The organism is Rhizobium jaguaris (assembly GCF_003627755.1).
GTDB lineage: Bacteria > Pseudomonadota > Alphaproteobacteria > Rhizobiales > Rhizobiaceae > Rhizobium > Rhizobium jaguaris.
The window spans coordinates 553,389-572,753 of sequence record NZ_CP032694.1; the positions used below are offsets into that span (position 1 = coordinate 553,389).

At 61.2% G+C, this 19,365-nt stretch carries 21 protein-coding genes; 7 read left to right on the forward strand and 14 right to left on the reverse strand.

What is annotated here, in order from left to right:
- Window positions 1–33: 33 nt before the first annotated feature.
- Both CCGE525_RS02730 and CCGE525_RS02735 read right to left on the reverse strand, forming a co-directional pair.
- Window positions 34–786, reverse strand: a complete 753-nt coding sequence (locus CCGE525_RS02730) for an SDR family oxidoreductase (RefSeq protein WP_120702939.1) — start codon at window positions 784–786, stop codon at window positions 34–36.
- Window positions 787–920: 134 nt separating this feature from the next.
- Window positions 921–1,685, reverse strand: a complete 765-nt coding sequence (locus CCGE525_RS02735) for an SDR family oxidoreductase (protein WP_120702940.1) — start codon at window positions 1,683–1,685, stop codon at window positions 921–923.
- Window positions 1,686–1,804: 119 nt separating this feature from the next.
- Here CCGE525_RS02735 and CCGE525_RS02740 point away from each other — a divergent pair, with 119 nt between their 5' ends.
- The gene (locus CCGE525_RS02740; protein ID WP_120702941.1) at window positions 1,805–2,710 is read left to right on the forward strand and encodes a LysR family transcriptional regulator; all 906 of its coding nucleotides are present in this window, start codon (window positions 1,805–1,807) and stop codon (window positions 2,708–2,710) included.
- A gap of 100 nt (window positions 2,711–2,810) precedes the next feature.
- Here the strand turns inward: CCGE525_RS02740 and CCGE525_RS02745 are convergent, their stop codons facing one another.
- The gene (locus CCGE525_RS02745) at window positions 2,811–3,686 is read right to left on the reverse strand and encodes a LysR family transcriptional regulator (RefSeq protein ID WP_120702942.1); all 876 of its coding nucleotides are present in this window, start codon (window positions 3,684–3,686) and stop codon (window positions 2,811–2,813) included.
- 97 nt (window positions 3,687–3,783) lie between these two features.
- Between CCGE525_RS02745 and CCGE525_RS02750 the strand changes: the two genes are divergently transcribed.
- From CCGE525_RS02750 to CCGE525_RS02770, 5 genes are all read left to right on the forward strand, one after another.
- A complete protein-coding gene (locus CCGE525_RS02750; protein ID WP_120702943.1) occupies window positions 3,784–5,067 on the forward strand; it encodes an MFS transporter in 1,284 nt (427 codons plus the stop codon).
- A gap of 22 nt (window positions 5,068–5,089) precedes the next feature.
- Window positions 5,090–5,476, forward strand: coding sequence for a VOC family protein (locus CCGE525_RS02755; RefSeq protein WP_120702944.1), 387 nt, complete (start codon window positions 5,090–5,092; stop codon window positions 5,474–5,476).
- A gap of 122 nt (window positions 5,477–5,598) precedes the next feature.
- Window positions 5,599–5,940, forward strand: a complete 342-nt coding sequence (locus tag CCGE525_RS02760; RefSeq protein WP_120702945.1) for an ArsR/SmtB family transcription factor — start codon at window positions 5,599–5,601, stop codon at window positions 5,938–5,940.
- A complete protein-coding gene (locus tag CCGE525_RS02765; protein ID WP_120702946.1) occupies window positions 5,924–6,406 on the forward strand; it encodes an SRPBCC family protein in 483 nt (160 codons plus the stop codon). The genes CCGE525_RS02760 and CCGE525_RS02765 overlap by 17 nt, the downstream gene beginning before the upstream one ends.
- 5 nt (window positions 6,407–6,411) lie before the next feature.
- A complete protein-coding gene (locus CCGE525_RS02770) occupies window positions 6,412–6,813 on the forward strand; it encodes a GFA family protein (protein WP_120702947.1) in 402 nt (133 codons plus the stop codon).
- On the opposite strand, the gene CCGE525_RS02775 is transcribed toward CCGE525_RS02770, so the two are convergent.
- From CCGE525_RS02775 to ubiE, 11 genes are all read right to left on the reverse strand, one after another.
- Window positions 6,810–7,214, reverse strand: a complete 405-nt coding sequence (locus CCGE525_RS02775) for a type II toxin-antitoxin system VapC family toxin (RefSeq protein WP_120702948.1) — start codon at window positions 7,212–7,214, stop codon at window positions 6,810–6,812. The genes CCGE525_RS02770 and CCGE525_RS02775 overlap by 4 nt on opposite strands.
- Window positions 7,211–7,453 (reverse strand): antitoxin, encoded by a 243-nt coding sequence (locus CCGE525_RS02780; protein ID WP_120702949.1) that lies wholly within the window; start codon window positions 7,451–7,453, stop codon window positions 7,211–7,213. Before CCGE525_RS02780 ends, CCGE525_RS02775 begins: the two co-directional genes overlap by 4 nt.
- Before the next feature lie 66 nt (window positions 7,454–7,519).
- On the reverse strand, window positions 7,520–8,194 hold the full coding sequence (locus tag CCGE525_RS02785) for a spermidine synthase (protein WP_120702950.1): 675 nt from the start codon (window positions 8,192–8,194) through the stop codon (window positions 7,520–7,522).
- Between the two features lie 125 nt (window positions 8,195–8,319).
- Window positions 8,320–9,981, reverse strand: a complete 1,662-nt coding sequence (locus CCGE525_RS02790; protein WP_120702951.1) for a thiourocanate hydratase — start codon at window positions 9,979–9,981, stop codon at window positions 8,320–8,322.
- A gap of 40 nt (window positions 9,982–10,021) precedes the next feature.
- Window positions 10,022–10,351: a TfoX/Sxy family protein gene (locus CCGE525_RS02795; protein ID WP_120702952.1), complete on the reverse strand. Its 330-nt coding sequence runs from the start codon at window positions 10,349–10,351 to the stop codon at window positions 10,022–10,024.
- Between the two features lie 18 nt (window positions 10,352–10,369).
- Window positions 10,370–11,470, reverse strand: a complete 1,101-nt coding sequence (locus CCGE525_RS02800) for a thiohydantoin desulfurase (protein ID WP_120702953.1) — start codon at window positions 11,468–11,470, stop codon at window positions 10,370–10,372.
- A gap of 3 nt (window positions 11,471–11,473) precedes the next feature.
- Entirely contained in the window at window positions 11,474–12,748 is a 1,275-nt protein-coding gene (locus tag CCGE525_RS02805) for a Zn-dependent hydrolase (RefSeq protein ID WP_120702954.1), read from the reverse strand.
- The gene (locus CCGE525_RS02810; RefSeq protein ID WP_120702955.1) at window positions 12,748–14,130 is read right to left on the reverse strand and encodes a dihydroorotase; all 1,383 of its coding nucleotides are present in this window, start codon (window positions 14,128–14,130) and stop codon (window positions 12,748–12,750) included. Before CCGE525_RS02810 ends, CCGE525_RS02805 begins: the two co-directional genes overlap by 1 nt.
- A 25-nt stretch (window positions 14,131–14,155) precedes the next feature.
- On the reverse strand, window positions 14,156–15,739 hold the full coding sequence (locus CCGE525_RS02815; RefSeq protein ID WP_120702956.1) for an aromatic amino acid lyase: 1,584 nt from the start codon (window positions 15,737–15,739) through the stop codon (window positions 14,156–14,158).
- A gap of 176 nt (window positions 15,740–15,915) precedes the next feature.
- Window positions 15,916–17,490, reverse strand: a complete 1,575-nt coding sequence (gene ubiB / locus CCGE525_RS02820) for a 2-polyprenylphenol 6-hydroxylase (protein WP_120702957.1) — start codon at window positions 17,488–17,490, stop codon at window positions 15,916–15,918.
- A gap of 62 nt (window positions 17,491–17,552) precedes the next feature.
- Window positions 17,553–18,329 (reverse strand): bifunctional demethylmenaquinone methyltransferase/2-methoxy-6-polyprenyl-1,4-benzoquinol methylase UbiE, encoded by a 777-nt coding sequence (gene ubiE / locus CCGE525_RS02825; RefSeq protein ID WP_120702958.1) that lies wholly within the window; start codon window positions 18,327–18,329, stop codon window positions 17,553–17,555.
- A 142-nt stretch (window positions 18,330–18,471) separates the two neighbouring features.
- Between ubiE and mutM the strand changes: the two genes are divergently transcribed.
- Window positions 18,472–19,362, forward strand: coding sequence for a bifunctional DNA-formamidopyrimidine glycosylase/DNA-(apurinic or apyrimidinic site) lyase (gene mutM, locus CCGE525_RS02830; protein WP_120702959.1), 891 nt, complete (start codon window positions 18,472–18,474; stop codon window positions 19,360–19,362).
- Window positions 19,363–19,365 lie beyond the last annotated feature (3 nt).

The window sequence follows — 19,365 nt, forward strand, 5'->3', positions numbered from 1 at the left end:
GCGGCCTTTCTTCAGTCACTCTGGGTTTGGACCTCAGAGATTGCTCATGCCGCCGTCGATGACCAGTTCGCTGCCGACGATATAGGCGGCTTCATCAGAGGCGAGGAAGACGATCGTCTTGGCGACTTCGCTCGGGTCGCCGAACCGTCCGACGGGGATCTGCGCCTGGATGCCGGCGGCCATCGCTTTAGCATCGGCTTCAGAATCGGCGAGCTTGCCGTAGAGCGGTGTGGCGATTGGGCCGGGGCTGACGGCGTTGACGCGAATGCCGCGGCCGATGAGTTCGCCGGACAATGTCTTGGCGAGTGTCAGCAAGGCGCCCTTGGTGAGCGAATAAACGCTGGAGTTCGGCATGCCGATATGGGCGTTGATCGAAGTGTTCAGCACGATCGAAGCAGGTTTCGAGAGAATCGGCAGCAGCGCCTGGATCAGGAAGAACGGACCCTTGACATTGATCGCGACCGACTTGTCGAAAGCGGCTTCGCTCCATTGCTCGAGCGGGCCGAATTCGGCAACGCCCGCATTGACGAAAAGAATATCGAGATGGCCGAAAGCATTCTTCTCGGCATCCGCGACCACCTTCTGGCCGTCGATGTTGCCGGCATCGGCCTGGATGACCAGCGCCTTGTCTCCAAGTGCGGCGCGCGCCGCTTCGATACCGGCGGCGCTGCTGCCCGTGACGGCGACGCGGGCGCCTTCGGCGATGAATTGGCGGGCGGTTTCCAGACCGATACCGCTGGTGCCGCCGGTGATGAGAGCCGTCTTGTTCTGCAAGCGTGATGTGATGAATTTCCTCTGAATCCGGTTGGTTGGTTGTAGCCGTTCTATAGTCTGAGTGTGCAGTGAAAAGGGTGGCGCGATAATCCGGTCCCTTTAGAAAGGATCGTCAAGCGAAGGCGGATAATCGCGCCGCAGGTTGCTTACGTGCGAGTGATCGAAGCGCCGCCATCGACCAGCGATGCAGTGCCGGAGACAAAGCTCGCATCGTCGGAGGCGAGGTAGAGAACCGAGCGGGCAACCTCGTCAGGACCGGCGACACGCTTCAGCGCATGCAGATTGGTGACAAAGCCCTGCTTGTCGGGGGTATCGTTCATCTCGCGATACATGTCGGTATCGACAGCACCCGGCAGCACGGCATTGACGCGCACATTCTGCGGGCCGAATTCGGCTGCCAGTGCCTGGGTCAGGCCGATCAGGCCGGACTTGCTGGCGGCATAGGCGGCAACACCGGGGAAGGCAAAGCTGTAGCCTACAAAGGTCGAAGTGAAGATCACCGAACCGCCGCCATGCTTGACCATTTCGCCGATCTGGTGCTTTGCGGCAAGGAACGAAGCGGTGAGATTGATCGTCAGCGCTTCGGCAAAACCTGCTTCCGAGACCTCAGTGCTGGGGCCGGCTTCGCCCAGTATGCCGGCATTGTTGAAGGCGATGTCGAGTTTGCCGTAGCGCTCGACAGCCAGGGCGACCAACGCCTTGTGATAATCTTCCGAACGCACGTCGCCGGCAAGCGCTGCGGCCTCGCCGCCTGCGTCCTTGATTTCAGCGACCAGGCTTTGCAATTCAGGCGCGCGGCGTGCGCCGACGATGACCTTGGCGCCTTCGGCAGCGAAGAGTTTGGCTGTAGCGCGGCCGATGCCGGAACTGGCGCCGGTGACGATTGCGACTTTTCCATTCAAGCGATTCATTGTTCCATCTCCTGTGCGAGGACGTGTCTGTTGTTCCGTCCGATGCGCAGAGAATGGTGTTTTTCGATCGTTCGGATTAGTCTTTAAATCATGGAACTCGAATTCGGGATTGCCGAACGATGCTCAAGATTGAAGGAATCGCTGCTTTTGTGGCCGTTGCCGAAGCGGGGTCGGTTAGCGAAGCCGCCCGCCGCCTGCGTCTGTCGAAATCCGTCGTCAGCGAGCGGTTGGCGGAGATGGAGAAAACGCTCGGCGCCACGTTGCTGCATCGTACGACGCGTAAGCTGACCTTGACGGAAGATGGCCTCGCTTTCCTGGAGCGTGCATCACGGATCGTACAAGAGGTGCGGGAGGCGGCGGCAGATTTGGCGGAAAGGCGGGGCACGCTGACGGGCTCCTTGCGCATCGCCGCCCCGGTCACCTTCGGCCGCATGCATCTCGGCCCGGCGCTCTATCCATTTTTGGCCGATCATCCCGAAATCGAGCTGACGCTCGATCTCGACGACCGCCGTGTCGACGCCTCCTCGGACGGCTATGACGCCATCGTCCGCCATGGGCCGATTGCCGATTCGCGCCTCGTTGCTTGGAAGCTCGCTCCCAGCCGCCGGCTTCTTGTCGCATCGCCGGACTATCTCAGGGGCAACGGCATGCCGGCATCGCTGGCGGACCTCGGGGATCAGCGAGGCATATTCTACACCAACCGCGGTGTTGCCGATTGGCGGTTCCAGGGGCCGGACGGAGCCATCATCGTCAGAGGCAAGTTGGCGCTCGGCATCAACAATGGCGATATGTGTCGCGATGCTGCGATTGCAGGATTGGGCATTGCGCTGCTGCCGGCCTTCATTGTCGGTCCGGCGATCAATCAAGGACTGCTCGTCGAAATCGATGTCGGTTACAGGCCGGAAGTCGAATTCATCTTCATGGCGCATCCCGAGGGGCGCAATCCCTCCGCAAAGCTGCGCGCCATCGCCGATCATCTGAAGAAGACATTCGGCGATCCGCCCTATTGGGACCCTGCTGGATAGTTAGAGCACTCCAGGAAAAGTGCGAAGCGGTTTTCCGTCCGGAATGCGTAAAAACAAAGGGATAGAGCGGGAATGCGTCTCCGTGAAACGCTGAGCCGCTCTAGGCGATCAGGCTCATCAGATTGGCGGCAACCGGCGAGCGCTGCGCCTTGAGGATGGCGAGCCCAAGCCGTGCCACGAGTGGCGGCCCGTCGATCGGGCGATAGGCGACGCCGTCAAGCTTGATCTGGGCAATCGAGGCGGGAACGATGGAGACCCCGAGATTGGCGGCGACGAGATTGACGACGGAAGGAATCTGCGGCGCTTCCTGTGTCACCACCAATTCGAAACCGGCATCGCGGCAAGCGGCGACGATATCGTCATAGAGACTTAAACCCACCATGCGCGGGAAGAGAATGAAGGGCTCGTTCGCCAGGGCGGCAACCGGCACGCGATCCTTCGTTGCAAGCGGATGATTGGCGGGCAGCGCGATCAGCATCGGCTCGTCGGCGAAGCGCTTGAGCCGGACGTCGCGCGGGTCTTCGAGGCCGGGGCGAATGAAGACGGCGTCGATCTCGCCACGCATCAGCCGTTCCATCAGCGCATTGGTGTTCATCTCGGTCAGCGATAGCCGCACCTCCGGCCAGCGATTGCGGAATTCGCGAATGGTAGCGGTGACGATCGTGTTGAAGGCCGAGGATGCAGTGAAGCCGAGTGCCAGGCGGCCGATCTCGCCGCGATTGGCACGCTGGGCGGCAAGCTTCGCTTTTTCCGCCGCATCCACGGCGGCCTTGGCTTCCGCAAGAAAAGCCTGACCTGCCGCCGTCAGCTCCGCCCCATGCGGAACACGGTGAAACAGCATAGCGCCTACTTCGTTTTCGAGGTCGCGGATCTGCTGGCTGAGCGGCGGCTGGCCGATGCCGAGCTTGGCAGCGGCACGCGTGAAGTTTCCCGCTTCCGCCAATGCCAGAAAATAGCGGATATGACGGAGCTCCATCGTTATCTCCAAAACCTATTGAGATCACCTGTTCCATATATTGGACTAATGAGGTGGGCCTGGCTAGATTTGACGGCAAGAAAGGTTGTGTGTCCCCATGTCCCGCGCCGTGCAAAAGCAAGAGCTCACCGTCTCGGAAGCCTCCTCCCGCCCCGAATTGAAGCTTGTCGAAAGCGAGCCAAAGCTTGAGCTTCGCCAATTTCTGACGCGGGGTACGCCCGCGTTCAGGCGAGCAACCATTGCGCTGTTCCTCTCCGGCTTTGCGACTTTTTCCCTGCTTTATTGCGTGCAGCCGCTGATGCCGATCTTTTCGGATGATTTTGGCGTGACGCCGGCTGCGAGCTCGCTGTCTCTGTCGCTTTCGACCGGCTTCCTCGCCTTTGCGATCTTCTGCGCCGCTGCCGTTTCCGAAAATCTCGGTCGACGCAGCCTGATGTTCTTTTCGCTGCTGGGTGCCGCTCTCTGTACGCTCGCCTGCGCCATTGCACCGAACTGGCAGATGCTGCTGGTCTTCCGTTCGCTCGAGGGCTTCCTGCTCGGCGGCGTGCCGGCGGTAGCCATGACCTATCTTGCGGAAGAGATTGATCCGCGTGGCCTTGGCGGCGCCATGGGCCTCTACATTGCCGGCAACGCCTTCGGCGGCATGGCCGGTCGTGTCGTGACGGGCACGATCGCGGAATTCTTTAGCTGGCGTCCGGCGCTTGCTGCCGTCGGCGTCCTAGGGCTGATTGCCGCCACCGGCTTCCTGCTTCTACTACCGCCGTCGCGCAATTTCACGCCACGCAAGGGGTTCGACGTCGCTTTTCACGTCAGGGCCTGGGCGGGTCACTTCCGCAACCCGGCGCTGCCGTTGCTTTTCGCCATCGGTTTCCTGGTCATGGGCTCCTTCGTCACGGTCTATAACTATGCCGGCTTCCGGCTGGTTGCCGATCCCTATGATCTCAGCCAGACCGAACTCGGCCTGATCTTTACCGCCTATCTCTTTGGCATCGTCGCCTCCTGGCTCGCTGGCCTGCTCGGCGACCGTATCGGCCATTTCGTCGTGCTGCCCGCCGGCGTGCTGGTCGCCGCGCTCGGTGCGGCGATTACGCTCGCTGCACCTCTGCCATTGGTCATTCTCGGCATCGTCTTGGTGACCATCGGCTTCTTCGTTACTCATTCCGTCGCCAGTGCCTTGGTCGGGCGCCTCGCCCGGGGGGCCAAAGGCCATGCCTCGTCGCTCTATCTTCTGGCCTACTACCTCGGCTCCAGCATTGCCGGCTCCGTCGGTGGTTATTTCTGGCTTGCCGACGGCTGGTCAGCCGTGGTTACCTTCATTCTCGCCATGCTGGCCTTCTGCCTCGTGGCCGCGTTCGGTGTGGCCAGGCTGGCGCGACGCTGAGCAATGAGATTCGAGGTTCACGATGATCCGCATCGACCATCTCGATCATCTGGTGCTGACGGTCGCCAGCATCGAGGAAAGCTGTGCATTCTACGCCCGTGTTCTCGGCATGGGAGTGGAGACCTTTGCCGAAGGCCGCAAGGCGCTGACCTTCGGCAATCAGAAGATCAACCTGCATCAGGCGGGACATGAATTCGAGCCGAAGGCCAAGCGCCCAACGCCAGGCTCTACCGATCTCTGCTTCATCAGCGAGACACCGATCGACGATGTGATTGTTCACCTGAAGGCAGAGGGCGTTGCGGTGGAAGTGGGGCCTGTTCGCCGCACGGGCGCGGCTGGCGCAATTCTCTCAGTCTATTTCCGCGATCCGGACGATAACCTGATCGAAGTTTCCAATACCATTTCCTGAGATTTCAGGCGCCGCATCGTCGGCGTTCTGCTCCCAAAGTAGGCCAGCCTAGGCCACTTGACATGCATCGGTGTCAGCATTATTAAACCGATAAGTTAATTAACAATACGGTTTAGAACAGCATGGACACGTTGAGCATGACCCTGTCCGCTCTTGCCGATCCGACCCGTCGGGCGATCCTGGCGCGACTCGCAACCGGCGAAGCTTCCGTTTCCGAGCTGGCGGAACCCTTCGACATCTCGCTGGTTGCCGTTTCCAAGCATCTGAAGGTGCTGGAGAAAGCCGGCCTGATCTCAAAGGGCAGGGAAGCGCAGTGGCGTCCCTGCCGCTTGGAAACCAAACCGCTCATGCAGGTGGATGACTGGCTGGAAAGCTATCGCCAGTTCTGGAACGAAAATCTCGATCGCCTGGAAGCATACGCCGCAGCATTGCAACAAGGAGGAGCTGATGACCGCAGCAAGTGAGATCGAGAGGCCGCGCCCATTGCGCGAAATTGTGCTGACACGCGACATTGCTGCGCCGCGCACATTGCTGTTTCGCCTCTGGACTGAGCCGCAGCATCTGATGCGTTGGTGGGGTCCGCAGAACATGACCGCACCATCCGTCTCCGTCGATCTGCGCGAAGGCGGTGCCTGGCGGCACTGCATTCTCAACCCGGATGGCAGGGAATATTGGAGCCACGGGCGCTATCTGGAAATCGTCCCGCCCGAACGTCTCGTCTTTACCTTCTCCTGGGAAGGTCAGGACAATAAGCCCGGCCACCCGATGCAAGTTACTGTGGAATTTCATGAGCTTGGCGAGAAGACGCGTCTCGTCTTCCGCAAGGCCGAGCTCCCCGACGACACCGAGTTGAAGTTGCAGACCGGCGGTTGGGAGCAAGCACTCGACAAATATGCCGCCTATGCGGAAGCAGCCTCAAGGGAAGGATGAGAGTGATGAAGAAGACCTATCATGGAAGCTGCCATTGCGGCGCAGTCAGCTACGAAGCCGATCTCGACCTGCAGGGCGGCACCTTCAAATGCAACTGCTCGATTTGCAAGAAGAAACGCAATTGGCTGGCGGTCGCCACGCCGGCGGATTTCCGCCTGATCTCGGGCGAGGACAGCATCCGCGAATACCAGTTTGGTCGGCGCGTCCTGCATCATCTGTTCTGCCAGAATTGCGGCATCAGCTCCTTCAATTGGGGTGAAAATCCCGCGCGCGGCAAGTTCTATGCGATCAGCATCAGCTGTCTGGACGATGCCACCGACGAGGAACTCGCCGCCCTTCCGGTCGGCTATTTCGACGGCCGTGATGATCGTTTCGATCGTGCGCCGGAGGAAACGCGTTATCTCTAACTGCTCGGCAAGGACTCCCAGTCCTCGAAACGCAACTGGTGAATAAGCTGAAATTCCCTAACGTTGTGCGTAATGAGCATCAGATCGCGGGCAACGGCCTGACCCGCGATCAAAACGTCATAGGCACCGATCGGTGTGCCGAGTGAAGCGAGGTTGGCGCGAATTTCGCCAGCCATACGGGCATCCGCCTTGTCGAAATCCAGCGTCTCGAATTGCAATGCCTCAACACGTGCAAGGTTCTCGGCAACACGCTGGCCTTTATAGACGCGGTAAAACAATTCGTGCGCGACAACGGCTGGAATAGCGAAATCCTGCGGCTTGTGTTTACGGATCTCGGCCACAAAACCGGGATGACCTTTCATCAGGGCGATGACGGCATTACTATCCAGCAGGTATTTCACTTGAAGATATCCAGCTCAGGGCTTTGCTGCTCTGCAGGCTGTTCGGTCGCGGCCTCTGCGAAGTCCTGATCGACGGGGCCTGTGACGGTCTCCAGCCAATCCCAATCTTCGACGATCGGCTCCAGAATGATTGCTTTTCCCTGCCGTCGGATGCGCACTTCTTCGCCGTCGAGACGGAATTCCTTTGGCAAACGCACGGCCTGCGAGCGGCCGGACCAGAAGATTTTTGCGGTGTCCATGCCATAATTCCTTTGAGATATGACATTGATATATAGCATCCGCAGGATGATTTCAATTCGAGGACGTCACGGCCCTGTCTTTGTTGCCAGCCAGATGACGTGGCGCGCGCCGCTCTTGCCATTGGCGCGCGTATTGACCACCTCGGCGGCAAAGCCGCTGTCGCGCAGGCGTCTTGTGAAGCGATCGTCAGGTCCCGAAGACCAGACGGCGAGGACGCCTCCCGGGCGCAATGCATCGCGCGCCGCCTTGAGGCCCTGATAGTCATAGAGGCCGTCATTGGCCTCGGACGTGATGCCATCGGGGCCATTGTCGACATCTAACAGAATGGCGTCATAGGTCGTCTTGGTGGAGCGGATGAGCGGACGCACATCGCCTTCATGAACGGCGACGCGCGGGTCGTCGAGGCAGCCGTCGAAGACCGTTGCCATCGGCCCGCGTGCCCAGGCGACGACAGCCGGAACCAGTTCGGCAACCGTAACCTTGGCATCCGCACCGAGTTCTCCGAGCGCCGCGCGCAACGTAAAGCCCATGCCGAGGCCGCCGATTAGTATATGCGGTGCCTTCTGACCTTTGATCTTCTCGCAGGAGAGCGTCGCAAGCGCGCGTTCCGAGCCGCTGAGGCGGCTGTTCATCAGCTCGTTGGTGCCGAGCATGATGGAAAACTCCTGACCGCGCTGCTTCAGTCGCAACTCGCCGCCGCCGGGGATTTTCGCAGTGTCGAGCAAGGTCCAGGGGATCACGGGCAACTCTCCAGAGCAATTCCAGGAAAAGTGCGTAGTGGTTTTCCGCCCGGAATTGCGTGTAAAACAGGTCGTTTCGAATTGCCCGGACCATAGTCTTTCAGAGCTGGCAAGAACAGACGTGCTTATCCGAGACGGATATAGGGCACATCCTTCTTCGCAACTTCGTCCAGCGCTTCCTCATAGCCGGCATCGGCATAGCGCATGACGCCAAGCGCCGTGTCGTTGGTCAGGGCATGATCGAGCCGTTCGTCGGCGGCGGGCGTGCCGTCGGCGACCACGGTAACGCCGCAGCTCGTCATATAGCCCGCATAGCCGCCGCCGCCGGAATGGACGACGACGAGATCAGCCATCGACGAGCAGAGCATCATGGCATCGATCAGCGGCCAGTCGGCAATCGCGTCGGAGCCGTCCTTCATGCGTTCCGTCATGATGTTTGGATGTGCCATGGCGCCGGCATCGAGGTGATCACGCGAGAAGGCGATCGGGCCATTGAGTTCGCCGCTCGCGACCAGCTCGTTGACCCTGCGTGCCAGTTCCGTGCGCTCGCCATGGCCAAGCCAGGCGATGCGTGCCGGCAGGCCTTCGAAGGGCACATGCTCGCGGGCGAGGCGTATCCAGTTGGTGATGATCTTGTTGTCGGGGAACATCTCGAGCAGCAGATCGTCAATGCGGGCGATATCGCTTTCCTCGCCGGAAAGAGCCATCCAGCGGAACGGACCGATGGCGCGGGCAAACAGCGGCCGCAGATAGGCCTCGGTGAAGATCGGGATGTCGAAGGCGTTGGCGACGCCTCCCTCCTTCGCCTGGGTGCGGATCAGGTTGCCGTTGTCGAAAACTTCGGACCCCTTTTTCTGGAAGTCGAGCATGGCCTTCACATGCTCGACGATCGAAGCGCGGCTTGCTGCCATTAGCTGACCCTGGCCATCATCGCGCAAATCCTTGACCTGTTGTAGGTTCATGCCCTTCGGCACATAGCCATAGACGAGATCGTGGGCCGAGGTCTGGTCGGTGACGATATCGGGCACGATGCCGCGCCGGGCGATCTCGGGATAGATCTCCGCCGCATTGCCGACGAGGCCGACGGAAAGCGCGCTCTTTTCCTTCACCGCGGCATCGATCATCGCAAGGGCTGAATCGATGTCCGGCGCGATCTCTTGGAGATAGCCGATCTGCTGGCGCTTTTTCGCCCGCTCCGCATCGATATCGACGCAGAGGATGGCGGCACCCGCCATGCGGCCAGCCAGAGGCTGCGCGCCGCCCATGCCGCCGAGGCCGGCGGTCAGCACGAAACGACCGAGGAGATCGCCGCCGAATCGGCGCTCGGCGATGCGCATGAAGATTTCATAGGTGCCCTGAATGACGCCCTGGCTGCCAATATATTGCCATGCGCCGGCGGTAAGCCCACCCCAACAGATCAAGCCCTTGCGCTGCAGCTCATAAAAGACTTCTGCTTTCGCCCATTGCCCGACGATGTTGCAGTTCGCCATGATCACCAGCGGCGCTTTCGCATGCGTGCGCACCAGTCCGATCGGCTTGCCGGATTGGATCAGCAGCGTCTGATCCTCTTCCATTTCGGTTAGCGCCTTGACGATGCCTTTATGCGCAGCCCAGTTGCGCGCCGCCTTGCCGAGGGCTGCGTAGACGACGAGATTGTCCGGGTCCTCGCCGACCGACAGTACGTTTTCCAGCAGGCGCAGCAGCGCCTCCTGCCGCCAACCCTTGGCACGCAGCTCCGGGCCGCCCGGAATGGGGAATTTCGGGTGACGTGGATTGGCTTTCGGCATGGAATTCCCTTCCCTGGTGGATCGTTGTTTCGGCGGCCGGCTATTTTGGCGGGAGGCCTTCGACGAAATTCAGCGCGGCCAAAAGCAGCCGCTTGCGCAGCATGTCATTGCCATAAGCCTCCGGCCCGGCGCGCACCCATCCCTGCATCTCGCGGCTGCCATGCAGCATCGGTTTGATATCAGGCTGCTCCAGCGCCCAGGCGTCATTGCCTTTGCCGAGCCGGATCAGCATCCCATCTTCGCGGGCGCCGCAAAGCAGGTTGCCGTTGAGCAGAACGGCCCAGCCCCCGAACATCGTTTTTTCGCTGAGGCCCGGCCGTTGCCCGATTTCTTCTTTCAGCAATTCCTCAAGACCTGCGTCGCGTGCCATTGTCTTCTCCTGGTGCTGTCAGCCCTTCTTGCCGGCCAGCGCGTATTTGGCGATCTCGATACCCATCGCCTTTTCGACAGACGGATAGACGGTCGGATCCAGCACGCTGGCCGAAAGCGGAATGATATCCATCGGCACATGCAGGATGAAGACGTGCATGCCCTCATGTAGTTGACCGACGCTCAAGGGCTCGCCCTCCGGCGACAGCGTGGTGATGACCGAGGGGAATGTTGCCAGGCGCTTACCGTTGGCATTCTCGATCGCCATATATTCGTTCATCACATGCATGGTGACGGCCTTCTCGCCAGAACCCACCGCGATCGTGCCGATGTCGAAGGCTTCCTTGGTATAGACCACATCCTTTTTGCCGATGGTGCCTTCGGCGAGGATATGGCCGCCGGTGGTCTTACAGATGGCGTCTATGACGGCGCTGCCACCCTTCTTTTCCGCCTCGATGATCGCTTCGCCGAGCGACAGCGCCATGGAGATGCCGCCAAGGGCGGCATGCGTGCGAACATAGGAAGCGCGCAGCGGATTCCGGCAGGAGGCGATGAAGCCGCCGGATTGGTCGGAGGCGGCGCGCAGGATCGGCGATATCTTCGCCGTTGCGCCCTTCACGACCAGCTCGATATAGCGATTCTCGGCGCGGTTGCCGCCGACAGCGGTCTGGATCATCTGCTCAGGCGAACCGGCCATACCGATCGAGCCCATATCGCCCGTCGGGTGCGCGCGGATGTCGCCGACGGCATCCACGACCTTTGTTCCGAGAATGGCCGACGGCAGCCAGCCGTTCAGCGTCGAGGACCGGCCGTTCTGGCCGATGATCAGGCCGGAGAGCTTTTCGCCGAGCTCGTCTTGCAGCAGCTGCACGGCCTTGACGTAATCGATGCCCTGCATCTCCCAGGGCGTGGTGGACGCCGGCGCGCCGATGGCGGCTGCCGTCGCGATCCAGTCGTTGTCATTGAGTTCGTCGATCGACACCAGCTCCGGCTTGCCGACATTGACGGCAGCATAGCCGAGCATGCGCCCATGATCGGCCCAGCCGCCGCCGCCCGCCGCATAAACCGAGCCGCCCTTGACGGCCGCTTCCACATCCTTGGCAACGAGTACGCGTCCCATTGGCTACCCCCGGTTCTGTTTCAGGTTCTTGTCCATGTCGCGCACTGCTTCGAAGAGCACTGCGGCGCCCATGGCGATGTCGTCATTCTCGGCCCATTCCTCGGCGCAATGGCTGCGGCCTTCTTTGCAGGGTACAAAGATCATGGCGGCAGGCGCGACTTTGGCGATCCAGGCCGTGTCGTGGCCGGCGCCGGAGGCCATGCGGCGATGCTTTGCGCCGACTGTATCGCAGGCGCGTTCAAGCGTCTCGAGCAGGATCGGAGCGCCCGGCGTCGGAAAATTGTCGGAGACGCGCACGGGCGACTTGATGGTCACTCCGTAAGCTTCGGCTATCTGTTGCACTGCACCGTCGATCCAGGCCAGGAACTCTTCCATGTCGTTGCGGATTTCGGCGCGGCCGTCGATCAGCAGCACGACTTTGGACGGTACGACATTGGCGGCATTCGGCTCGATGCGGAATTCGCCCACGGTGGCGGCGAAATGGCCCGGCGTCTTTGCCTGCTCGGCCGCTCGGCTCCGGATGTCGAGCACGAGCTGCGAGGCGGCCACCAGCGCATCCGCACGCCGATCCATCGGCGTCGTGCCAGCATGGTCGGCGCGGCCTTCGACGGTGATTTCGATGCGGGTGATGCCGGCGATCGCGGTGACGATGCCAATATCCTTATGCTCCGCTTCGAGCACTGGACCCTGCTCGATGTGCAGCTCCAGGAATCCTGCGAGATCCGGGCGCTTCTGGGCAAGCAGCACCGAAGGGTCGCCGCCGACCTCGGTAATGCCTTGGAAAAGCGTGCGGTCACCACTGGTGCGGCTGAGCCACGCCTCGGGTATCTGCCCCGTCATGCCGCGGCTGCCGATGCAGGATACGCCGAAGATACTGACTTCCTCGGCCAGGAAATCGACGATCTCCAGATCATGATCGAGTTCGATGCCGCGATCCTTCAAGGAACGCGCGACTTCGAGCGCCGCAATTGTGCCGGCGATGCCGTCGAACCGGCCGCCATCGGGAACGGTGTCGGAATGCGAGCCGACAAGGATCGTGCCGAGGTCGGGCTTGGCGCCTGCGCGCCGGCCGATCAGGTTGCCACCGGCATCGATGCGGGTTTCCAACCCGGCCGCCTTCATGCGCGCCTCGATGTAAGCGCGGCCTTCCAGAAACAGGGGCGAGAAAGCGCGTCGCGTCCAGGGGTGATCAGGCTCGGTGATCCCGGCAAGCGCGTCGATATCTTCGGCGATACGATCGGCGTTGACGGGCAGATTATGGCGTTTTGATTGGTTCATTATAGGGCCTCTCCGGCAATGATCTGGCGAGGAAGCGGGCGGACGAATCTACCGTTGCCCGCCTCGGCCAGCACTTTGTTTCCGTCGGCAATCTGCTTGCCTCTCAGATAGGCGGCGGATACCGTCCAGGGCAGGCGGATGCCGTTATAAGGGCTCCAGCCGACGACGTTGTTGCCGCTCGAAGCGGCGTCATAGACGGTTTCGCGTGGCTCCAGCACGACGATGTCGGCGTCCTTGCCCGGCGTCAGCGCACCCTTGATATGGTCGAGGCGGAAATGCTTGGCAGGATTCTCCGCCATGAGCTTCGCCGCCCAGGTGAGCGGCACGCCTCGTTCCAATGCGCCCTTGACGAAGAGCGGCACCATGACTTCCAGCCCCGGCACGCCCGACGCATTCGCCAGCATGTCCGGATTGGTCTTGCGGTTTTCAGACCAACTGACATGATCGGTCGAAACCAGCCAGACATTGCCTTCCGCCACCTTGCGCCACAGCGTCTCCACTTCGGCGCGCGGGCGGATCGGCGGATTGATCTTCGCCTTGCCGCCAAGGCGCTTCACGTCGTTTTCCTCGTCCAGCGTCAGATAGTGGATGCAGCACTCCACCGTCGCCTCGAAGCCGTCGCGACGGTAGGCGCGGGCAATATCGTAGCCGCGGCCGAGCGAGCAATGCACCACATGCGCCGGACAGCCGGTATCCGCGCCGGTCTCGAAGATCGTGTGCATGGCAAGCAGCTCGGTGATCGGCGGCCGCGACAGGCCGTGCGCGCGGTAATCGGTGATGCCGCTGGCCTTGACCTCATCCATATAGGTCCGAACCGCTTCGTCATCCTCATTGTGGACGCCGGCCGTCAGTCCCGTCGGTGCGATCGCGGCGAAGCAGGCGTCCAGCAGGGCGGGCGGGATGCGCGGGAAGCGCTTCGGGTCCGTGCCGAAAGTCGAGAATTTGAAGGCGGCGACGCCGGCCTCCACCATTTCGCGGATACGCGCGGGACCTTCCTCCGGGTCGACCGTGCCATAAAGCGCGAAGTCGACGCGCGCCTGTGGCGAGGCATGGTCGATCTTCTTCTTCACGGCTGCCGCCGAACAGACGAGATTGCCCTCGTCATAGGGCATGTCGACGATGGTGGTGACGCCGCCCGCCGCTGCCGAGCGCGTCGACCAGATGAAGTCCTCCTGATCCCTCTGGGAGAGGGAATGCACCTGTGCGTCGATCGCGCCGGGCAGGATCAGTGCTTTTCCGAGGAGATGCCGTTCGCGCGCTGCGGGTGGGGTGCCGACACCGATCTGGACGATCTTGCCGTCACGCACGGCGACATAACCCTCCTCCACGATACGTTCGGGCAGAACCACAGTGCCCTGCAGAACGAGATCGAAGTCAGCCATATCCAGTCTCCGTTCACCCGTTTGTTCAGATCGCGACAGCGTCGCGATAAAGCCGCTCTTCGACCCGCTCCAGCGAGCCGAGGGCGAAGAAATCATCGTAGGCGAGGATCGGCGCATGGGCGATCATCTCGGACACGAAAGCCTCGGAGCCCAGTTCCTCTTCGATGGCCTCGACCTCAGCCGAAAGCGGCCGGTCGACCACATAGAAGTCTGCATGTTTGCGCACGACGTCGTAGAGCATGCGAGCCACGCCTTCCGGCTTGTCGCCGAGAATGTCGATCGCCTGCGCCGAGAGTAGAGCTTCCAGCGCTGCAAGGCGTTTCAGAGCACGCATCTGCCGCTCGAAACGTTCGATGACCAGCGGCAGGAAAGCAGCTTCGTCCTCCAGGCCGGCGGCCACCACCAGCGACTGCGCCGATACCGGATTGGACATGGACAGCACCCGCGAGAAGATTTCGCCGGCAAGCTTGATGATCGGGCCGAAGCCGGTGGCGATTTTGCCTTCGGGCACCAGATTGACCGGCAGGCCGCGCCGCTGGCCATTGCCGAGCAGGACGCAGCGATTGAAGGCATTGCGCGCTGCATGGGCCATGCAGATGACCGCAGCCTCGAGCAGGATCGTCACATCGAGCGGCAGAGAGCCACCTGACGTCATGACGCGACCGTCGACGATGACGGGATTGTCGTCTGAGCGACCGGTCGCCGCCAGGATCTTGTGGCCGGCGGCCAGGAGATTCTCGATCACCGCGCCGAAGACCTGGCCGATCATGCGTAGGCTCAGGGGGTCCTGCACATGCGTCGCGACGGGCCATTGCCATTCTTCCGAGGCCTTGCAGAGCCAAGCGCCAATCAGGGCTTCACGCGCCGTGCCAACGTGGCGCACAGCATGCCAGGGATCACGCGAGGAACCGAGGGCGCCAGCCGCCATCATGCCGGTCGCGAGCAGCACCCGGATAGAAGAGGCGGCATTGCGGGTCGTCTCGGCTGCCGCCGCGAAACTGACGGCATTGACGCTGAGCGAGGCCAGGCTGTCGCGCGGCAGCATCCTCACCGGACTGATGCCGGCCGCTGCAAACGCATCGGCCGCCTGCATGCGCCGGCCGTGATAGACGGCCTCGCCGACCCCAGTCAGCACTGCACCGATCTGGCCCATGAGGCCGATATCGGCGCAGCCGATCGAACCGGTGCGGCGGACGACGGGAATGACATCCGTATGCAGCAGCTGAAGATAGGCGTCGATCAGCTCCGGCGAGCAGCCGACCTGGCCGGTCAGCGCCGTATTGACGCGGATCGCCATGGCGTTGCGTACGATGGACATGGAAAAAGGCGCGCCGGTGCCGAAATGGTGTGCACGCACCAGACCGAGATTGAAGGTGTCGAGGTCTTCTGGCGACCATTCCACATCCTTCATAGCTCCGACGCCGGTGGTCGAGCCATAGACGGGCATGCCGGACTGGATCGTGCTTTCAAGAACCTCGCGCGCCGTGCGCACACGCGCCAGGCCAGTTTCCGATGCCGTGGGCATCACGACACCAGCGCCGATCCGCACCAGATCGCTGAAGCCCAAGGGCTGTCCGGTGAGTTCGATGCTGGCTTTCTGACGCTCCATATTGCTGTTCTCCTTTCCTGCAAGGCTATGCGAGCATCATTGATTTTGGGATATCCCAAATGACGAACACCTGCCGCGCCGCATATGCAAAACCTGCCGCAGCGCCTTCAATGACGCACTACAACCGATAGGGGGAGATATACATTTCCATTAAACGGCATAGCCGTAGAAATAGGTCAGCTCAAATGCCATGCAATATAAAGCAGCGTGAGCGCGATGATCCAGAGCGCCAGGCGTCCCGAACGGCTGTGCTTGGCTTCCGCCTTGCCGATCGCTTCTGCCGTCTGCGGGTCGAAGCGCAGGCCGGTTTCGCTCATGGCGAGGAGTTCGTGATGGAACTTCTCGGTCTTGGCAGCGATTTCGGGGGCAGCTTCGGCGAGTTTCACGGCCGCTTTCAAACCGTCCCGCAGGTCGGTTACAATGCGCTTAGGCCCGAGATTGGTGCGTATCCAGTCACCGACGACGGGTTCCGAAGCTTTCCACATATTGAAGCGCGGATTGAGCATGCGCGACACGCCCTCGACCACCACCATGGTCTTCTGCAGCATGACCAGTTCCGGCCGCGTCTCCATATCGAAAAGTTCGGTCACTTCGAAGAGCAGCGTCAGCAGCTTGCCCATGGAGATCGTTTCGGCCGGCTGGCCGTGAATTGGCTCGCCGATGGCGCGGATCGCCTGCGCGAAACTCTCGGTATTGTGATGCGCCGGTACGTAGCCCGCTTCGAAATGCACCTCGGCAACCCTGACATAGTCGCGGGTGATGAAGCCGAAGAGAATTTCGGCAAGGAAGCGCCGTTCCTTTTTGCCGAGCCGTCCGACGATGCCCATGTCGACGGCGACGATCTGCCCTTCGGCGTCGACGAAGAGATTGCCGGGATGCATGTCGGCATGGAAGAATCCGTCGCGCAGCGTATGCCGCAGGAAGGATTGGATCAGCGTGTCAGCGAGCACGTTGATGTCGTGGCCCGCCGCTTTCAGCCCCTCGACATCGGACATCTTGACGCCGTCGATCCATTCCATGGTGATGACGTCGCGGCCGGTGCGCTCCCAATCGACTTTGGGGACGCGGAAGCCGGGATCCTTCTCGGTGTTTTCGGCGATCTCGGAAAGTGCTGCCGCCTCCAGTCGCAGATCCATCTCGACCTTGGTCGTCTGCTCCAGGGTCCGCGTCACTTCGACGGGCCTCAAGCGGCGGCTTGACGGCATGAAGCGTTCCTGCAGACCGGCGACAAGATACATCGCCGTGATATCGTTGACGAAACGCTGGCGAACGCCGGGCCGGATTACCTTGACGGCAACGCGCTTGCGGCCTTCCGGGGTTGTTATTTCGGCAGGATGCACCTGCGCAATCGAAGCGGCGGCGATAGGTTCGTCAAAACTTACATAGAGGTCGTCGAGCGGGCGACCGAGCGAACCCTCGATCGCAGCCTTTGCCGCCGCGTGCGGAAAGAAAGCCATGCGGTCCTGCAGCTGCGACAGATCGTTGGCCATGTCGACGCCGACGACATCCGGTCGCGTCGCCAGGAACTGGCCGATCTTCACATAGGAAGGTCCGAGGCGCTCGACGGCCTTGGCCAGACGATCGCTGCGCGCCTGGGTCTTGGCGCGTTTGCGGGCAAAAATGCTGACAAAGGACTTGGCAAGGCTGACGGAGGGCGGCAATCCTTCGGACGGAAGCGCGATCACCACGCCTTCGCGCACCAGCACCCAGCCGACCCTGATAAGGCCGAAATATGCGTTGAAAGCACTCATCGGGTCTCAAGGTCTCGCTTGATGCCAGCCGAAAACCGCCTCACATTTTTCGGTATCATGCGTCAGAGCTTCCAGCCGGAGTGCAGAGCGGCGATACCGCCGGTATAATTGGTAAAGCTCACACGCGAAAAGCCGGCTTCGCGGATCATAGTCGCGAAATCCTGCTGGTTCGGAAATTTGCGGATCGATTCCACCAGGTACTGATAGGGTTCGGCATCGCCGGTGATCGCCTTGCCGAACTGTGGAATGGCGTTGAAGGACCAGGCATCATAGACACGGTCGAGCAGCGGCAGGTCGACTTCGGAAAATTCCAGCACCAGCAGCCGGCCACCGCGCTTCAGCACACGATAGGCTTCCTTCAGTGCCACATCGATATGCGGCACGTTGCGGATGCCAAAGGCAATCGTATAGGCGTCGAAGGAATTGGGCTCGAAGGGCAGTTCCTCGGCATTGGCCTCGACGAAGGTGAGATTGTCGGTGAGCTTCTTCTTCGCCGCGCGCTCGGCGCCGACGGTAAGCATCGAGCCGTTGATGTCAAGCACGGTCGCATGCGCCAGCCGGTTCGAGGCTTCGACGATGCGGAAGGCGATGTCGCCCGTACCGCCGGCGACGTCGAGAACTTTGTAGGCAGGGTCCTTGCGCGGATTGAGCGCAGCGATCATCGCATCCTTCCAGGCCCGGTGCAGGCCCATGGACATGACGTCGTTCATGATGTCGTAGCGCTTGGCGACCTTGTGGAACACCTCGTTGACAAGGCCCTGCTTCTCGCCATCGGCCACTTCGCGGAAGCCATAGGATGTTTCCATGCCGCCTTGGGCGGAGGTGCGGCTTTCTACCATCAGCTCAACTCCATTACATAAATCAGCGGCGGACCATAGCGAAACAGCGCTTGCCACGCTATCTCATGAGCCAGGTCACCAGCCGCAACGCCTTGGGCTATAGCTCAGATCATAAGCGGTTGAAACATAAAGATGGATAGCAATGCCGGAATTACCAGAGGTCGAAACCGTCAGGCGCGGGCTTGCGCCCTCGATGGAAGGCGCGCTGCTTGCCGAACTCGAGTTGCGCCGCAACGACTTGCGCTTTCCCTTTCCGCTTGGGTTTTCGCGTCTGGTTTCCGGCCGCGGCATCACGTCGCTGTCGCGACGCGCGAAATATCTTCTGATCGATCTCGATGATGGCATGACGATCATATCGCATCTCGGCATGTCCGGCTCGTTCCGCATCGAGAATGAAACGGCTGCCGATACGCCGGGTGAATTCCATTATCCACGCTCCAAAGACGAGAAGCATGATCATGTCGTCTTCCATTTGAAGGGCGCCAACGGCGATGCGCGCGTCATCTACAATGATCCGCGCCGCTTCGGTTTCATGGACATCGCCCGGCGTGCCGATCTCGCCAGCCATCCGTCCTTCCGCGATCTTGGTCCCGAGCCGACCGGCAATGAACTGAGCGCCGACTATCTCGCCGAACGCTTCTCGGGCAAGGCACAGCCGCTGAAGAGCGCGCTGCTCGACCAGAAGAATATTGCCGGCCTCGGCAATATTTATGTGTGCGAGGCACTGTGGCGTTCGCATCTGTCGCCGCTGCGCGCCGCCGGCACATTGGTGACCGAAGCCGGCAAGCCGAAAGAGGAATTGCTGCTGCTGGTCGTCGCGATCCGTGAGGTCATCGCCGATGCAATCGCCGCCGGTGGTTCGTCATTGCGTGACCATATCCAGACGGATGGTTCGCTCGGCTATTTCCAGCATTCATTTTCCGTCTACGATCGCGAGGCTGAGCCTTGCAGGACGCCCGGCTGCGGCGGTACGGTCGCCCGCATCGTCCAGGCGGGGCGCTCTTCTTTCTATTGCGCCTCCTGCCAGAGCTAATGT

Coding starts and splice junctions, on each gene's coding strand:
- CCGE525_RS02735 (WP_120702940.1), bottom strand. CDS start 1,685: ATGAATCGCTTGAATGGAAAAGTCGCAATCGTCACCGGCGCCAGTTCC.
- CCGE525_RS02740 (WP_120702941.1), top strand. CDS start 1,805: ATGCTCAAGATTGAAGGAATCGCTGCTTTTGTGGCCGTTGCCGAAGCG.
- CCGE525_RS02745 (WP_120702942.1), bottom strand. CDS start 3,686: ATGGAGCTCCGTCATATCCGCTATTTTCTGGCATTGGCGGAAGCGGGA.
- CCGE525_RS02750 (WP_120702943.1), top strand. CDS start 3,784: ATGTCCCGCGCCGTGCAAAAGCAAGAGCTCACCGTCTCGGAAGCCTCC.
- CCGE525_RS02755 (WP_120702944.1), top strand. CDS start 5,090: ATGATCCGCATCGACCATCTCGATCATCTGGTGCTGACGGTCGCCAGC.
- CCGE525_RS02760 (WP_120702945.1), top strand. CDS start 5,599: ATGGACACGTTGAGCATGACCCTGTCCGCTCTTGCCGATCCGACCCGT.
- CCGE525_RS02765 (WP_120702946.1), top strand. CDS start 5,924: ATGACCGCAGCAAGTGAGATCGAGAGGCCGCGCCCATTGCGCGAAATT.
- CCGE525_RS02770 (WP_120702947.1), top strand. CDS start 6,412: ATGAAGAAGACCTATCATGGAAGCTGCCATTGCGGCGCAGTCAGCTAC.
- CCGE525_RS02780 (WP_120702949.1), bottom strand. CDS start 7,453: ATGGACACCGCAAAAATCTTCTGGTCCGGCCGCTCGCAGGCCGTGCGT.
- CCGE525_RS02790 (WP_120702951.1), bottom strand. CDS start 9,981: ATGCCGAAAGCCAATCCACGTCACCCGAAATTCCCCATTCCGGGCGGC.
- CCGE525_RS02795 (WP_120702952.1), bottom strand. CDS start 10,351: ATGGCACGCGACGCAGGTCTTGAGGAATTGCTGAAAGAAGAAATCGGG.
- CCGE525_RS02800 (WP_120702953.1), bottom strand. CDS start 11,470: ATGGGACGCGTACTCGTTGCCAAGGATGTGGAAGCGGCCGTCAAGGGC.
- CCGE525_RS02805 (WP_120702954.1), bottom strand. CDS start 12,748: ATGAACCAATCAAAACGCCATAATCTGCCCGTCAACGCCGATCGTATC.
- CCGE525_RS02810 (WP_120702955.1), bottom strand. CDS start 14,130: ATGGCTGACTTCGATCTCGTTCTGCAGGGCACTGTGGTTCTGCCCGAA.
- CCGE525_RS02815 (WP_120702956.1), bottom strand. CDS start 15,739: ATGGAGCGTCAGAAAGCCAGCATCGAACTCACCGGACAGCCCTTGGGC.
- ubiB (WP_120702957.1), bottom strand. CDS start 17,490: ATGAGTGCTTTCAACGCATATTTCGGCCTTATCAGGGTCGGCTGGGTG.
- ubiE (WP_120702958.1), bottom strand. CDS start 18,329: ATGGTAGAAAGCCGCACCTCCGCCCAAGGCGGCATGGAAACATCCTAT.
- mutM (WP_120702959.1), top strand. CDS start 18,472: ATGCCGGAATTACCAGAGGTCGAAACCGTCAGGCGCGGGCTTGCGCCC.